The sequence below is a fragment of the Methylobacter sp. genome (assembly GCF_004322395.1).
In the GTDB taxonomy this organism is placed as follows: Bacteria; Pseudomonadota; Gammaproteobacteria; order Methylococcales; family Methylomonadaceae; genus Methylobacter_A.
On the sequence record NZ_SCTW01000083.1, the window covers coordinates 1 to 14,111 of the forward strand.

At 48.3% G+C, this 14,111-nt stretch carries 16 protein-coding genes; 2 read left to right on the forward strand and 14 right to left on the reverse strand.

Annotation, left to right across the window (positions count from 1 at the left end; translation table 11 throughout):
• Positions 1 to 439: 439 nt before the first annotated feature.
• The 8 genes from EPO18_RS11855 to nrdR all read right to left on the reverse strand — a co-directional run bounded on the left by EPO18_RS11855 (position 440) and on the right by nrdR (position 6,623).
• A complete protein-coding gene (locus tag EPO18_RS11855) occupies positions 440 to 946 on the reverse strand; it encodes a phosphatidylglycerophosphatase A family protein (RefSeq protein WP_292433582.1) in 507 nt (168 codons plus the stop codon).
• Complete coding sequence (gene thiL, locus EPO18_RS11860) at positions 930 to 1,865, reverse strand: thiamine-phosphate kinase (protein WP_292433583.1); 936 nt, start codon at positions 1,863 to 1,865, stop codon at positions 930 to 932. The genes EPO18_RS11855 and thiL overlap by 17 nt, the downstream gene beginning before the upstream one ends.
• Before the next feature lie 54 nt (positions 1,866 to 1,919).
• A complete protein-coding gene (gene nusB, locus EPO18_RS11865; protein WP_292433584.1) occupies positions 1,920 to 2,354 on the reverse strand; it encodes a transcription antitermination factor NusB in 435 nt (144 codons plus the stop codon).
• Positions 2,354 to 2,830, reverse strand: coding sequence for a 6,7-dimethyl-8-ribityllumazine synthase (gene ribH, locus EPO18_RS11870; protein ID WP_292433585.1), 477 nt, complete (start codon positions 2,828 to 2,830; stop codon positions 2,354 to 2,356). The genes nusB and ribH overlap by 1 nt, the downstream gene beginning before the upstream one ends.
• Positions 2,831 to 3,084: 254 nt before the next feature.
• A complete protein-coding gene (gene ribBA / locus EPO18_RS11875; RefSeq protein ID WP_292433586.1) occupies positions 3,085 to 4,188 on the reverse strand; it encodes a bifunctional 3,4-dihydroxy-2-butanone-4-phosphate synthase/GTP cyclohydrolase II in 1,104 nt (367 codons plus the stop codon).
• Positions 4,189 to 4,295: 107 nt separating this feature from the next.
• Complete coding sequence (locus EPO18_RS11880) at positions 4,296 to 4,952, reverse strand: riboflavin synthase (protein WP_292433587.1); 657 nt, start codon at positions 4,950 to 4,952, stop codon at positions 4,296 to 4,298.
• Between the two features lie 7 nt (positions 4,953 to 4,959).
• Entirely contained in the window at positions 4,960 to 6,069 is a 1,110-nt protein-coding gene (gene ribD, locus EPO18_RS11885) for a bifunctional diaminohydroxyphosphoribosylaminopyrimidine deaminase/5-amino-6-(5-phosphoribosylamino)uracil reductase RibD (protein WP_292433588.1), read from the reverse strand.
• On the reverse strand, positions 6,069 to 6,623 hold the full coding sequence (nrdR, locus tag EPO18_RS11890) for a transcriptional regulator NrdR (RefSeq protein WP_292433589.1): 555 nt from the start codon (positions 6,621 to 6,623) through the stop codon (positions 6,069 to 6,071). Before nrdR ends, ribD begins: the two co-directional genes overlap by 1 nt.
• 208 nt (positions 6,624 to 6,831) lie before the next feature.
• Here nrdR and EPO18_RS11895 point away from each other — a divergent pair, with 208 nt between their 5' ends.
• Complete coding sequence (locus tag EPO18_RS11895; RefSeq protein ID WP_292433590.1) at positions 6,832 to 7,482, forward strand: class II aldolase/adducin family protein; 651 nt, start codon at positions 6,832 to 6,834, stop codon at positions 7,480 to 7,482.
• A 36-nt stretch (positions 7,483 to 7,518) separates the two neighbouring features.
• Complete coding sequence (gene grxC / locus EPO18_RS11900; protein WP_292433591.1) at positions 7,519 to 7,782, forward strand: glutaredoxin 3; 264 nt, start codon at positions 7,519 to 7,521, stop codon at positions 7,780 to 7,782.
• 96 nt (positions 7,783 to 7,878) lie between these two features.
• Here grxC and EPO18_RS11905 read toward each other — a convergent pair whose 3' ends face one another.
• From EPO18_RS11905 to hflK, 6 genes are all read right to left on the reverse strand, one after another.
• Positions 7,879 to 9,156, reverse strand: a complete 1,278-nt coding sequence (locus EPO18_RS11905) for an MFS transporter (RefSeq protein WP_292433592.1) — start codon at positions 9,154 to 9,156, stop codon at positions 7,879 to 7,881.
• Between the two features lie 188 nt (positions 9,157 to 9,344).
• A complete protein-coding gene (locus tag EPO18_RS11910) occupies positions 9,345 to 9,632 on the reverse strand; it encodes a hypothetical protein (RefSeq protein WP_006894063.1) in 288 nt (95 codons plus the stop codon).
• Positions 9,633 to 9,662: 30 nt separating this feature from the next.
• Entirely contained in the window at positions 9,663 to 10,955 is a 1,293-nt protein-coding gene (locus tag EPO18_RS11915) for an adenylosuccinate synthase (RefSeq protein ID WP_363331499.1), read from the reverse strand.
• 2 nt (positions 10,956 to 10,957) lie between these two features.
• Positions 10,958 to 12,157: an ATP phosphoribosyltransferase regulatory subunit gene (locus EPO18_RS11920; protein ID WP_292433593.1), complete on the reverse strand. Its 1,200-nt coding sequence runs from the start codon at positions 12,155 to 12,157 to the stop codon at positions 10,958 to 10,960.
• 131 nt (positions 12,158 to 12,288) lie between these two features.
• Positions 12,289 to 13,143, reverse strand: a complete 855-nt coding sequence (hflC, locus tag EPO18_RS11925; protein ID WP_292433594.1) for a protease modulator HflC — start codon at positions 13,141 to 13,143, stop codon at positions 12,289 to 12,291.
• A partial coding sequence (gene hflK, locus EPO18_RS11930) for an FtsH protease activity modulator HflK (protein WP_292433595.1) occupies positions 13,143 to 14,111 on the reverse strand: 969 nt, incomplete at its 5' end. The genes hflK and hflC, both read right to left, overlap by 1 nt.

Below are 14,111 nucleotides of genomic sequence, written 5' to 3' on the forward strand. Positions count from 1 at the left end.
CTCGCCTTCGGGGGCGAGACCCCGATTCAAGCAAGTGTCGCGGCAGCGACTCCTTAAATCACAACGTAACGCATCCCAGACGGCATTCCTTGGTAGCACGTGGGAACGAGACAATTTATTATAAAAAATTCGGGCTATGTTTCTAACTAACTAACAAAGAAATGCTCTAGATTTTGAGGATAAAATAATGCTTAGACAACTAACGGAGGAAGCCTGGATTCTTTACTTAAAAATCTTAGATATTGAACGCAAACCAGACTTTTCAAGCGAGTACGAAGATAGGATATACAAATTAACAGATCAAGCTTATTTCAGATATATGCGGCGAAGACATGCTTTGGAGCTTCATATAGTTAGGGAGTTGAAACGGCAAACAACAGATAAGTGGTAAAGCCTGATAAACCGTATGCAAAGCTTTAGTAATTATCAAGAAACTGGTTTAAAAATAATTTACAACAACCAGCAACACTCCCCCAGCAAACACGCCCGCCAACACATCATCCAGCATGATGCCCAGACCGCCTTGCACTTGCCGATCAATCCATTTAATAGGCCACGGTTTGACTATATCGAAGAATCTAAACAGAATAAAACCCAGCACTACAGCTTGCCAGGTAAACGGAACCAGCCATAGGGTTATCAGGTAACCGGCAATTTCATCCCAAACAATGCCGCCAAAATCATGTTCATCGAGTTTTTTTGCGGCTATGTCGCAAATCCAGATACCGGCAACCGTGACGATCAATGTCAGCAGGCTATAAACATACAAGTTGGCTTGTGCAAACAGCCAGTAAACCGGAATAGCTGCCAAAGTACCCATCGTGCCGGGAGCTTTTTTTGCCAGACCGGAGCCGAAACCGAAAGCCAGAAACAGAACAGGGTCGGATAGTATCTGTTTGGGCGTCAGTTTATTTCTACCCAACTGGGTATTAAGAAAAATGCTCAAAACCTTTTACCTCTAATGGTTGGATGTGGCCTGACTTATTCAAACGCAAACCCGGCTGGGATTCAATGATGCCGATTTTGGTGGCCGCTACGGTTAACTTATCTGCTTGCTCGGGGCTTACGGTAAAACACAGTTCGTAGTCGTCTCCGGCGGTCAGCGGCATACGCCAATCGCCGGTATCGTTTATATAGGATTGCACCGCGTTAGATAACGGCAGCGATTTCCAGTCAAGACATGCGCCTACCCGGCTTTGCTCCAAAATATGGCCCAGATCTCCGGCCAAGCCGTCCGATAAATCTATACAGGCGTTGGCAATGCCGATCAAGGCCTGCCCTGCTTCGATTTGCGGCTCTGGCCGGTTAAATCGTGTTAATGCCGCCTCGGGATCGGCACAAACATAGCCTTGGTTTATCTTTAATCCCAATCCTGCATCGCCCAAAAAACCGGTCATGTAGATAAAATCGCCGGGTTGAGCCGCTGATCGCATTAAAGCCCTGCCCTTGGGAACCAAACCCATTGCTTGAACAGTCAAGGTCAACGGACCGGACGTAGTGTCGCCGCCAATCAAATCCACTGAATACCGTTCAGCCAAACTTAAAAAGCTTTTGGCAAAAGCTGTTAACCAGCTTTCATTAACGTTAGGCAGCGTTAATGCCAGCGTCACCGAAACAGGCTGTGCACCCATAGCGGCAAGATCGCTTAAATTGACGGCCAGCAGTTTATGACCGAGCAGTTCCGGGTCGGCTCCGGCAAAAAAGTGCACATTTTCTACCATGGTATCGGTAGTTATTGCCAGCTCAAAACCATCAGGAATGGACACCAACGCGCAATCATCGCCTATGCCCAAACGGGTTGAGGGATTTTTGATGCGCTGCCGGGTGAAGAAGCGCTGAATTAGGGCAAATTCGGAAAGAGGCATGAGTTTAGATCAAGGACTAAAGGCTAAAGGCTAAAAGTATGTGCCTTTCGTCTTTCACCTTGCGCCTTTCGCCTTAATCTCCACCGCTCTTTTTTGCTGAGCGACCTTATCCAGTATGCCGTTAACATACTTATGGCTGCCATCGGCACCAAAGTACTTAGCGAGATTAATGCCTTCATTTAAAACAACCTTGTACGGCATATCCAAGCGATGCAGCAACTCGTACACACCGATTCTTAAAATCGCCCTTTCGACCGGGTCAATCGTATCGACAGGGCGGTCTACGAATTCGGACAGCGACTGATCGATCGCATCCAGATTTTTAGGCACCCCGTAAAACAATTCGACAAAATAGCTTTTCTGAGCGTCTTTTAAGCGCTCTTCTTCCAGAAATTGCCGTTCGATCTCGCTAAGATCCTGACCGGCCATTTGCCATTGATACAATGCCTGTACAGCCGCTTTTCGGGCATTGGTTCTAGCTTGACTCATCAGATTTCCAGATTATTAAATAAACTTACCATTTCAATGGCGGACATTGCCGCTTCCGCACCTTTATTACCGGCTTTGGTACCCGCTCGTTCTATCGCCTGCTCAATACTGTCAACAGTTAACACGCCAAAACTGACCGGCACATTATATTGCAAGGAAACCTGAGCCAAACCTTTAACGCACTCACCGGCGACATATTCAAAATGCGGTGTGCCTCCACGAATCACAGCACCTAATGCGATAATCGCATCGTATTTTTTAGCCGCCGCCACGCGCTGCACTACCATCGGCAGCTCAAACGCACCGGGAGCCTTAACCAGATGAATATCCGCTTTATTGCCGCCGTGGCGCACCAATGCATCAATTGCACCGGCTTCGAGTTGTTCAACGATAAAACTGTTAAACCGGGAGGCTACGATACAGAATTTTCCGCCTTGAACGAGCAAATTTCCTTCAAAGGTTTTTAATGTTGACATGATGTTTCTCTATTGTGTGATTAACTAGTAATGCGATATAGCGTAATTATCCAGCAAATGTATAGAACAAGGATGGCACTGAATTAGGCGGATTTAAACGGATTTTAAAAAACTAAAAATAGGTTTCGTTAACCACGTTATAAAAACTCTATCTACAATGTTTTTATCAGTGATAATCAGCCAAATCCGTGTCGCCTAGAGGCGCCTACTTTTGGCATCCGTGTTCTATTTTTCTAACTCGTTGCCGCCGATTTTTAACCCACATGCTCGGCAACTTCCAGATCAAATCCGGACAATGCAACATACTTTTTCTGGGTCCCTAAGACCTTCAGCTTATGCACCCCCAAGTCGGCCAATATCCTGGCACCGGTGCCTGTGGTACGCCAATCTGCGGCTCCGGCAGCCTGAACAGTATTAACAATACCGTGATCTTCCAACTGGTAATGATGTATCAATTCCGCCAGCGACTTATTGTCTTCATTTTGCCTGATAACCACCAACACTCCGCGCCCTTCCTCGGCGATTTTTTGCATGGCCGAACGCAATGAAACGCTGGAGTCGTTACGCTTGGATCCGAACAGATCATCCAGCAGATTCCGCGCATGAACCCTGACCAACACCGGTTCGTTGCCGGAAACTTGCCCCATCACCAATGCCAAGTGCAGATTATTGTCATTTCTGTCCTGATAAGCATAAAGCCTGAAATCGCCGAATTCGGTCGGATAAGCGCATTCGCTGATGCGTTCCAGAGTGTTTTCGTGCTGGATACGATAATGAATCAAATCGGCGATAGTGCCGATTTTAAGATCGTGCTGCTTGGCAAACACCTCCAAATCAGGCCGTCTTGCCATAGAACCGTCTTCATTGAGTATCTCGACGATAACCGCTGCCGGTTCCACGCCTGCCAACTTGGCCAAGTCGCAGCCTGCTTCGGTATGCCCGGCACGATTTAATACGCCGCCGGATTGCGCCATTAACGGGAAAATGTGCCCCGGCTGCACCAGATCGTCAGGCTTGGCATCGGCTGCTACCGCGCATTGAATGGTACGCGCCCGGTCGGCTGCCGAGATACCGGTGGTTACGCCGGTTGCCGCCTCGATGGACACGGTAAAGTTGGTTGAATGCGCGGTTTTGTTTTCATTGACCATCAACGGCAAGCGTAACTGCTGGCAGCGCTCGCCAGTCAAGGTCAAGCAAATCAGGCCTCGCCCGTAACGGGCCATAAAGTTAACATCTTCAGGACGTGTGAAAGAAGCCGCCATAACCAAGTCGCCTTCGTTTTCACGATCTTCATCATCCATAATGATGACCATTTTGCCTAAGCGTAAATCTTCTATAATTTCTTCAATGCTGTTCATGTTGCCTTTGGATTGTAGGGGCAATCCCTTGTGATTGCCCTTAATAGTTACCCTTTTTTATACACATTCGGATAAAAGGGCGGGGACAAGCCCGGCCCCTACGGTTGTTAGCCTAAAAAACCGCTTTTTTGCAATAACTCTTCTGTGATGCCGCCGCAACTTTTAGCCGCTGCATCACCCTTGATTAACCGCTCCAGATAGCGGGCCAACAAATCCACTTCCAAATTAACTTTTGTTCCAACCACCGCGTCGCCCAATGTGGTTTCTTTGAGCGTATGCGGCACGATGTTAACGCTGAACTCGGCGCCATCGACTTCATTGACAGTCAGGCTGATGCCGTTGATACAAATAGAACCTTTTTCGGCAATATACTTAGCTAAATTATCGGGGGCTTTGAATTTGAATCGAAAAGATCGTCCATCCGCCTGTTTTTCCGTCACCCCGCCAATACCGTCGACATGACCGCTAACGATATGCCCACCCAACCGGGTCGTCGGCGTTAAAGCCAGCTCCAGATTAACCGGCGTATCGACCATTGCAGCGTTTAAGATGGTTCTGGACAAAGTTTCATTGGAAACATCGGCACAGAAATAATTTGTTCCCAGTTCCACTGCGGTCAGGCACACGCCGTTGACGGCTATACTATCGCCCAGTACAACATCGTTTAGCGGTAATTTCCCGGTCGCTATTGTTAATCGGCAGTCACCGGCTTTCTTTTCAATTGCCGATATTTTACCCACTGCCATGATAATGCCTGTAAACATGTAGCCCCTACAATGGTGTATAAGTTAATTTTAAATCCTGACCGATTTGTCTGGTATCGCGTAGTTTCAACTGCTTTTTATCTTTCATCTGTTGTAGACCCGGCAGGTTAAACAGTCCGCGCCCTTGGTCGCCTAAAATACAAGGCGCCACATAGATCACATATTCATCGACCAAGCCCTCGGCTAATAATGCGCCGTTAAGCACAGAGCCCGCCTCAACCAGCAGCTCGTTGATTTGCTGCCCTGCTAAAAAATCCATCACTGCATGCAAATTAAGTCGTTCGTTTTTACATGGCAGCTTGTAAACCTCAAAGCCTGCCTGTTGCAATGCGCGTTGTTTTTGTTCATCCTGCGTACAAGTTAAAATCAGGCTGCGTCCCGGCAGTTTAGCCATCTGCGCGGTATCCGGCATGTTCAGATGCGTATCCAACACCACCCTGACCGGTTGCAAAACCTCTTCGTTTACACGGGCGTTCAGTGCAGGATCATCAGCCATTACGGTATTGATGCCGGTTAAAATCGCCGAACTTTCTGCTCTTAGCCGATGCACATCGGCTCGGGCCTCATCTGAAGTAATCCATTTGCTTTCACCCGATGCCATAGCGGTGCGCCCATCCAGGCTCATCGCCAGCTTACTGCGGACAAACGGACGGTTTTTGGTCATTCGCTTGATAAAACCGCGATTTAACGCTTGCGCATCATCCTGCAATACGCCGCAGATAACCTCAATCCCTGCCGCTTTAAGCTTTTCAAGCCCCTTGCCCGATACTTGAGGGTTTGGGTCCTGCATCGCCGCGACAACCTTGCTGACTCCGGCTTTTATCAACGCATCGCAACAGGGCGGCGTCCTACCTTGATGACTACAAGGCTCCAGCGTTACATAAGCTGTTGCGCCCTTCGACTCCGCTCGGGGCAGGCCTTTGACATCCATCATATTTTTTAACGCTTCAACTTCCGCATGGCCTTGGCCCGCCTTAACATGCCAGCCTTCCCCGATTACTATATCGTTCCTGACCAAAACGCAGCCTACGCGGGGATTCGGATCGGTCGTATAACGGCCTTTTTTAGCTAGGTTAATGGCTTGCGCCATATAAAAAGCATCGCGCGCCGCTGACATTATCTTTGTCGCCCCGGTTCCTTACCGGTCGCGACACTTCCACCATCCTTGGCGGTCGACCGCACCGGTTCCCTACCGGTCGCGGCACTTCCACCATCCCTGGCAGTCGTTTGTAAATCTTCAATCATTTCGGTGAATTCGCTGACATCCTGAAAACTGCGATAAACCGAGGCAAATCGGACAAAAGCCACATGATCCAATGAACTTAATTCTTTCATGACTTTTTCGCCCAACTCTTGCGCCGGAATTTCCCGCTCGCCCAATGCCCGCAAATCTTTCTTTATCCGGCTGATCGCGGCTTCAATATCATCGCTGCTTACCGGCCGCTTTTCCAGTGCTCTGAGCATGCCTGAGCGCAGCTTATTTTCTTCGAAAGGCTCGCTTATCCCGTTGCGCTTAACAATGCGGGGCAAGGTCAACTCAGCCACTTCGTGCGTAGTGAACCGTTCTTTACAGGCATTGCATTCACGCCGGCGGCGAACCTGATCGCCTTCATTGGCCAATCTGGAATCAAGAACTCTTGTATCTTGTGCTCCGCAAAATGGACATCGCATAGTTAAGCCACTGTTTTTTTTGTGTACAGATAACCTCCAAGGATGGAGGAAATGCCGACGATTGCGCGGAGAAGTTGCGGTAAAGTCGGCTTCAAATTTGAAAACCGTTAATTTTATAACACTCTGCATCCTATCTGTATTTTATTTTCTAAACTATTACTGTAGCCTTATTCATACCAACTCAGTCATACGTCCAAAACACAGCCAGATGAAAGAACAAGAAGGTGTAATAAAATACCAGCTAGATCATACGCAACAGCCGATTAACCGTCTATTCTCATTAACCGAAATGAATGCTTGGCGGACTATTGCCGTCCGGCTTGGTCTTATCGGACAATCGCCTGAACGCTACGACAACATCGGATTCGGCAATATCAGCCAAAGAATCGATCCTAGCAGCGATCAATTTATCGTTAGCGGCACTCAAACCGGGCATATTGAGCAACTTAGACCCGAGCATTATTGTCTGATCGTCAAAGCGGAACCTCACCAAAACCGGCTCCAGTCCTGCGGCCTGTGCAAGCCATCATCCGAATCAATGACCCACGCCAGCGTTTATGCCCAAGACAATACCATTCAAGCGATTATTCACGCACACAGCCCCGAAATCTGGAAACATACCGTAGCGCTCGATTTACCTCATACCGGCGCCGATATTCCTTACGGCACGGTTGAAATGGCGACGGCTGTTGAGCAATTATTTCAATCCGGCAAGCTAACGCAGATCTCATTATTTACCATGCTGGGACACGAAGACGGGGTAGTTGCTTTCGGAAGCAGCATGCAGGAAGCGGCGTGGGAGTTGATCAAGTATTTATCATTAGCCCTCGGCATTGAACAACAATGCATTACCCGATAGAATGCGCGCTCCTATTTAAGCGAATCTTAATAAAATATGCTGGAAATACTGATCTACACTACCTCTATTTGCCCTTATTGCATGATGGCTAAACGCCTGCTCGACAAAAAAGGCGCTCGCTATACAGAAATCAATCTGGACGCCGAACCCGGCTTAAGAGAAGAGATAATGATCAAAACCAACCGCCGCACGGTTCCTCAAATTTATATCGGCGATTATCACGTCGGCGGCTTTGACGAGCTGTATGCGCTGGATCAACAAAAAAAGCTGGATGATTTATTAACTGTTTCTCCATATTGAAGCATGGGCTGCCAGGTATAAGCAGCAAGCCTGTGCAATGGTTGAACCGGACTCGTAAATAACGAAGCCTTTCAAAAACTGACTTGACCGGTTTATTTACGTCCAATGATTATCGCGGGTTTCACGCACCCAATATACAGCAAGCAGACTGACAGCCGCAGCCAATGAGACGTAGCCGCCAACCCAGGCCAAACCGCCCTCAGTGACTAACCGTTGCGCAATATAAGGTGCAAACGAAGCGCCCAATATGCCGCCTAAATTATAGGCGGTTCCCGCTCCGGTATAGCGTAACTCTGAGGGAAACAGTTCCGGCAGCAAGGCCCCCATCGGAGCGAACGTGGCTCCCATCAAAAATAGCTCCAATGACAAGAAAGCGGTAATGACTAATGGTGAACTGCTTTCCAGCATTGGCTTTAAAAGAAAACCGGACAAGAGTGCAGCGCTACCGGCGATAAGCAATACCGGCCGCCGTCCGAAACGATCACCCGCCAATGCCGATAGCGGCGTGGCCGCAGCCATGAATAATACTGCCACGCATAACATACCGAGAAATTGCTGTCGCGGGATTTGCAATGTAGTGGTGCCATAGCTCAACGAGAACACGGTTGAGATATAAAATAGCGCATAGCACACAACCATCGCCATCGCTCCCAGCAGTAGCGAAGAGGCATGAGATTTAAGTATTTCTCCGAGCGGCAAGCCTACTTGTTGATGCTGTTGCAGTACTTTTGCAAATACCGGGGTTTCAGCTAAGGCCAGCCGCACATACAAACCGATCATAACCAGCACTGAACTTGCCAGAAATGGAATACGCCAGCCCCAATCTTTAAACTCTTGATCGTTTAAAAAGTAAGTTAACAGCAAAAAACTGCCGGTCGCGCAAAGAAATCCCACAGGCGGCCCCAACTGTGGAAACATGCCGTACCAGCCGCGCTTTCCGGTCGGAGCATTCTCTGTTGCCAACAGCGCCGCACCGCCCCATTCTCCGCCCAAGCCGATGCCCTGCCCAAAACGCAGCAGGCATAATAAGACCGGAGCCCATGCGCCGATGGCGTCATAGCCCGGCAATACGCCGATCAATGTGGTAGATACGCCCATCACCAGCAGTGATGCAACCAAGGTTGTTTTACGTCCGATGCGGTCGCCGAAATGCCCGAACAACATGGCGCCCAAAGGTCGAGTCAAAAAGGCTACGGAAAAAGTAAGAAAAGAACTGAGAGCTTGCGTTGTAGGATTGCCGCCGGGAAAAAATATCGGTCCGATAACCAAGGCCGCTGCCATGCCGTAGATATAAAAATCATAAAATTCGATAGCGGTGCCGATGAAGCTGGCTAAGGCGATGCGGGTAACGGAGGGGGCGGTGTTTTTGCTCATAAATGCCTTGAACGTCCGACGCTGGGTGAATCCACCGCTTGTTATTTTAGAAACCAGTACGACAAATGTATCTGCTCAAGTTTTGGATTGACGCTACGAACTTCCGTGTAGGGCGTGCCGTGCGCGCCAAAAGATAGCAAGATTATTCGAGAATCTGAAAAGGCGCGCACGGCACGCCCTACATAACATCAATCCAATTTAATCCAGTCTTCCAGTGCTTCGATAATAGCTTTCGCCTGATCTTTACTGGAAATATTGAACTTTGATTTTTGTTTGTATTCTCCGTTTTGCTTCTGATAACGGCGAATGGTGTATTTATCGGGACCGTATTCTTCTTTAGCACGATTCCAGTCCTGATAACGGTACATAACCGTAGCCCATGCACCTTTAGTCAGCACTTTTTTGTCCAGCTCCTTGACTGTCTCAATGCCGCCGTCTTCGTACGTTACAGTCAATTCGTCTACAGTTTCAGCCATGTTAACTCCAGTAATTTATGCAGCAGCCATTCAAGCGAACGGGTGCTCCAGGATAATTGTTTCGTCTCTATCGGGTCCAGTTGACAAGATAGCAATCTTAACGCCGACCAATTCTTCAATTTTCTTGATATAAGCTTTGGCGTTATCCGGCAGCGCATCAAAATCGGTTACACCGGCGGTCGTACCTGTCCAACCCGGCATATCTTCGATAATCGCATGGCATTCTTCATATTGATCCGCGCCTAATGGAGCCGTTTCGGTAACGGTGCCGTTAAGTCTGTAGGCCGTACAAATGCCGACTTTTTCCAGACCGTCAAGCACATCCAGTTTGGTTAAGCAAATGCCGCTCAGGCTGTTCATTTTTGCAGATTTACGCATAGCGACCGCATCAAACCAACCGGTACGCCGTTTGCGTCCGGTGGTTGCGCCAAACTCATGCCCTACTGTACCCAAGTGATCGCCGTTCGCATCATGCAATTCAGTCGGGAAAGGACCGTTGCCTACACGTGTCGAGTAGGCTTTGGTGATGCCCAGCACATAGTCGAGATCAAGAGGACCTATGCCGGTACCGGTAGCAGCGCCGCCAGCGGTGGTGCTGGATGAGGTCACATAAGGAAACGTACCATGATCCAGATCCAGCAGTGCGCCTTGTGCGCCTTCAAATAGCAGGTTTTTACCTTGATCCTGGTATTTGTATAAAACCTCGCTCACATCAGTCAACATCGGCTTGATTTGCTCGCCCAGCTTTAGCGCTTCATCAAGGCCTTTTTGATAATCGATTGGATCGGTATGATAATAATTGGTCAGCATAAAGTTGTGATACTCGACCAGCTCTTTAAATCTTTCGGCGAAAACCGTAGGATTTAAAAAGTCTCCGGCCCGCAAGCCTCGTCTGGCCGCCTTATCTTCATACGCAGGCCCTATACCGCGGCCCGTCGTGCCAATCGCCTTACTTCCGCGGGCTATTTCACGCGCCTTATCGATAGCCACATGAACCGGCAGTATCAGCGTACAAGCCTCGCTGATCAGCAATCTGTTTCTAACAGGAATACCGGCTTTTTCCAAAAACTCAATCTCTTCAAGCAAAGCATTCGGCGATAAAACCACGCCATTGCCGATCATGCACTGGACATTTTCCCGGAGGATACCGGAAGGAATAAGATGCAAAACGGTTTTTTCTCCCTGTATAACCAGCGTGTGTCCTGCATTATGACCGCCCTGAAACCGGATGACGGCTTCCGCCTGCTCCGTTAACAAATCGACCAGTTTACCTTTTCCTTCGTCACCCCATTGGGTACCGATGACAACAACATTTTTTCCCATAATTATTCCAAACTTGATAATGGCCTAACGACCCAATTTTGATGATCTTGCTCTAAGACGGATGTGCACTTAAGTTCTTGTGCAGTCCCGGTTTGCCCCGGCAGTTGTTGAACAACTGCCAGTCCTTCGGCACGTAAATCCCTGATTTTTTCATGTAGCGTTGCATCGTCTCCATAGGGAGCGAAAATCAAGGCTTGCGGTTCTTTTGGGTAGGAGGCTTTGCCTAATACCGACAATACTTTCAAGTCCGCACTAAAACCGGTCGCAGCGCGCGCCCGTCCAAAAATTGCGCCGATATTGTCATAGCGGCCGCCCCTGGCAATTTCCCTGCCTACCGACGGCACGAAAGCCGCAAAAACCACGCCGGTGTGATAATGGTAACCGCGCAACTCGGCCAAATCGAAACTGACCGGTAACGACGGGAAAATGGCCGCCAATTTATCCGCAATCGCTTCCAAATCCGCTAACGCCTGTTTGACTTCGCCATTAGCCGCCGATAGAACGGCTTGGGCTTTAGCAATGGTTTCCTTGCCGCCATTCAGTTCAGGCAATTTCAAGAACATAGCCTTAAGTTCATTATCAATACTGTAACCGGCCATTAACTCCTGCAGTTCCGGCCTGGCCTTGCGCTGCAACACATCAAACAATTCGGTTTCCTGCGCATCATCTAAGCCTGCCTGCTTTGACAACGCCCGATAAATGCCGACATGGCCCAAATCGAGATGCACGTTTTGCAATCCGGATATCGCCAACATTTCCAGCATTAAGCGTATAACTTCAACGTCGCTTTCCTTGCCTGCATGACCATAAAGCTCGGCGCCTATTTGCATCGGGCTTCTGGTTTTTTCAAGCGGATCGCCTTTGGTATGTAAAGTAGTTCCGGTATAACAAAGGCGGGTCGGCCATTCGGCATTAAGATTATGCGCATCGATTCTGGCGACCTGCGGCGTCATGTCAGCCCTCACCCCGAGCATTTCACCGCTGATCTGATCGGTTAGCTTGAAGGTCTGCAATTCCAAGTCATGGCCTGAGCCGGTCAACAAGGAATCCAGATAATCTATGAACGGAGGAATAACTAACTCATATCCCCAGCAAGCAAACGTATCCAGTATCTTACGCCGCAAGCTTTCAAGATGTTGAGCCTCTTCCGGTAAAATCTCTTCTATGCCGTCAGGCAAAAGCCAAGAGTCTTTTTGTTGCATTTTTTATATGTCCACTCAAACAAAACGCCCCGCATGCGGAGCGTTGATTACTGGTACTTAGGGGGCATCCCTTGTGGTTGCCCTTGCCGTGGGTAGGCTCGGACAACTCTGGGCAGGCACAAAGCCAGCCCCTACTTTTGCTGCTTGAAATATCTGAAGAAATCGGAATCAGGATCAAGCACCATCATGCTCGAACTGGTGAATGTCTTCTTATAAGCATTCAAACTGCGATAGAAAGTGAAAAACTCTGCATCGGCGCCATAGGCTTGAGCATAGATTTCAGCGGACTTTGCATCGCCTTCACCGCGCAGCTTTTCTGCATCCCGGAAGGCATTAGCCATAATAACAACCCGTTGTCTATCAGCGTCGGCACGGATTCTTTCCGCTGCTTCCGCGCCTTGCGAACGGAATTCACGGGCAACCCGCTCACGCTCCGCTTCCATTCTATGAAACACCGAACTACTGACCTCGTCCGGCAGATCGATACGCATCACCTGAACGTCAATAATTTCCATACCCAAGTCAGCCGCAAGAGGCTTGGAATTTTTAATCAGTATTTCACGAATGGCCTGACGATCTGTTGAAACCAGTTGTTTGATATTCCGCTTACCGAATTCTCCGCGGAAAGCGTCCTTAATGATTTGGTCCAACCGTAGATTAGCTTGGTCTACATCACCGGCAACAACCGTATAAAAGGTAGTTACATCGCCGATGCGCCATTTAACAAAAGAATCGACAATGACGTTTTTCTTTTCAGCGGTTAAAAAGCGCTCCGGTTTAGCTTCCATCGTTTGAATACGCTTATCGAACTTTTTTACATTGTTGATAAGCGGCCATTTAAAATGCAGGCCTGGCTCGTAATCATTCTTTACGATCTCGCCTAAACGAAATTTAATTGCCTTTTCTGTTTCAGTAACGGTAAAAATGCACATCATGCTGATAAACAACAATGCGCCCAAGCTTACCAATATTTTATTTTGTGTCATTAGCGTCCCCTTGCGTCACGGCCGCGCGTTGATGTTCGCCCAATGGGCTGTGCCGTTTCAACCTTTACCTGAGCCGGTTGTTCTGCTGTGCTTTGAGGAAGAACATTGGGTTGTTGAACCGAAGATTGCTGCTGAATTATTTTATCTAATGGCAAGTAAAGCATGTTGTTACTGCCTTTAACGTCAACCATTATAGTATTCGTTTCAGACAATACGGATTCCATGGACTCTATATAAAGACGCTTTCTGGTAACATCCGGCGCTTTAGTATATTCAGTGAGCAATTTGGAAAACCGGTTGGATTCACCTTCTGCCTGAGCAATAACCTGATCTTTATAACCCTCGGCTTCCTGTATTTTTCTTGCTGCTGCGCCGCGTGCTTTCGGCACAATATCATTGGAGTAGGCTTCCGCCTCATTGATTAAGCGTTGCTCATCTTCACGCGCTTTAATAGCGTCTTCGAATGAGTTTTGCACCTGTTCAGGCGGCTGTGCATCCTGAAGGTTGACGCTGGTAACCTGGATGCCGGACTTATAGCTATCCATAACTTCCTGAATCTCTTTTTTAATCTGGGCCACTATTTCGCTACGGCCCTCAGTCAAAACAAAGTCCATTTTGCTGCTGCCGACCACTCCACGCTGCGTACTTTCTGTGACCTGTTTCAGAGTAGCCGTAGGATTGACTACATTAAAAATAAAATCTTTTGCATTTTTAACCTGATACTGTACCGCTAAACGCACATCAACAATGTTTTCATCTTTGGTTAGCATTAACGCTTCTTTCGGCACAGAGCCAAGGCCCTGTTCAGTACCGCCACTACGGTAACCCACTTCAATATATCGCTGTTGTTTAACATCAACAACATTAACCTGTTCAATAGGCGCCGGAAAATGCCAGTTCAAACCGGACTGGGTTGTCGCAACATATTTACCGAAGCGGGTTTCAACACCATGCGTACCTTCGTTGAT

What these genes read in the sequence shown, in the direction of transcription:
- EPO18_RS11915 (WP_363331499.1), bottom strand. Translation starts at nt 10,955, where the DNA reads ATGGGAAAAAATGTTGTTGTCATCGGTACCCAATGGGGTGACGAAGGA.
- EPO18_RS11880 (WP_292433587.1), bottom strand. Translation starts at nt 4,952, where the DNA reads ATGTTTACAGGCATTATCATGGCAGTGGGTAAAATATCGGCAATTGAA.
- grxC (WP_292433591.1), top strand. Translation starts at nt 7,519, where the DNA reads ATGCTGGAAATACTGATCTACACTACCTCTATTTGCCCTTATTGCATG.
- EPO18_RS11910 (WP_006894063.1), bottom strand. Translation starts at nt 9,632, where the DNA reads ATGGCTGAAACTGTAGACGAATTGACTGTAACGTACGAAGACGGCGGC.
- nusB (WP_292433584.1), bottom strand. Translation starts at nt 2,354, where the DNA reads ATGAGTCAAGCTAGAACCAATGCCCGAAAAGCGGCTGTACAGGCATTG.
- EPO18_RS11905 (WP_292433592.1), bottom strand. Translation starts at nt 9,156, where the DNA reads ATGAGCAAAAACACCGCCCCCTCCGTTACCCGCATCGCCTTAGCCAGC.
- thiL (WP_292433583.1), bottom strand. Translation starts at nt 1,865, where the DNA reads ATGCCTCTTTCCGAATTTGCCCTAATTCAGCGCTTCTTCACCCGGCAG.
- EPO18_RS11920 (WP_292433593.1), bottom strand. Translation starts at nt 12,157, where the DNA reads ATGCAACAAAAAGACTCTTGGCTTTTGCCTGACGGCATAGAAGAGATT.
- ribH (WP_292433585.1), bottom strand. Translation starts at nt 2,830, where the DNA reads ATGTCAACATTAAAAACCTTTGAAGGAAATTTGCTCGTTCAAGGCGGA.
- nrdR (WP_292433589.1), bottom strand. Translation starts at nt 6,623, where the DNA reads ATGCGATGTCCATTTTGCGGAGCACAAGATACAAGAGTTCTTGATTCC.
- ribD (WP_292433588.1), bottom strand. Translation starts at nt 6,069, where the DNA reads ATGTCAGCGGCGCGCGATGCTTTTTATATGGCGCAAGCCATTAACCTA.
- ribBA (WP_292433586.1), bottom strand. Translation starts at nt 4,188, where the DNA reads ATGAACAGCATTGAAGAAATTATAGAAGATTTACGCTTAGGCAAAATG.
- hflC (WP_292433594.1), bottom strand. Translation starts at nt 13,143, where the DNA reads ATGACACAAAATAAAATATTGGTAAGCTTGGGCGCATTGTTGTTTATC.
- EPO18_RS11895 (WP_292433590.1), top strand. Translation starts at nt 6,832, where the DNA reads ATGAAAGAACAAGAAGGTGTAATAAAATACCAGCTAGATCATACGCAA.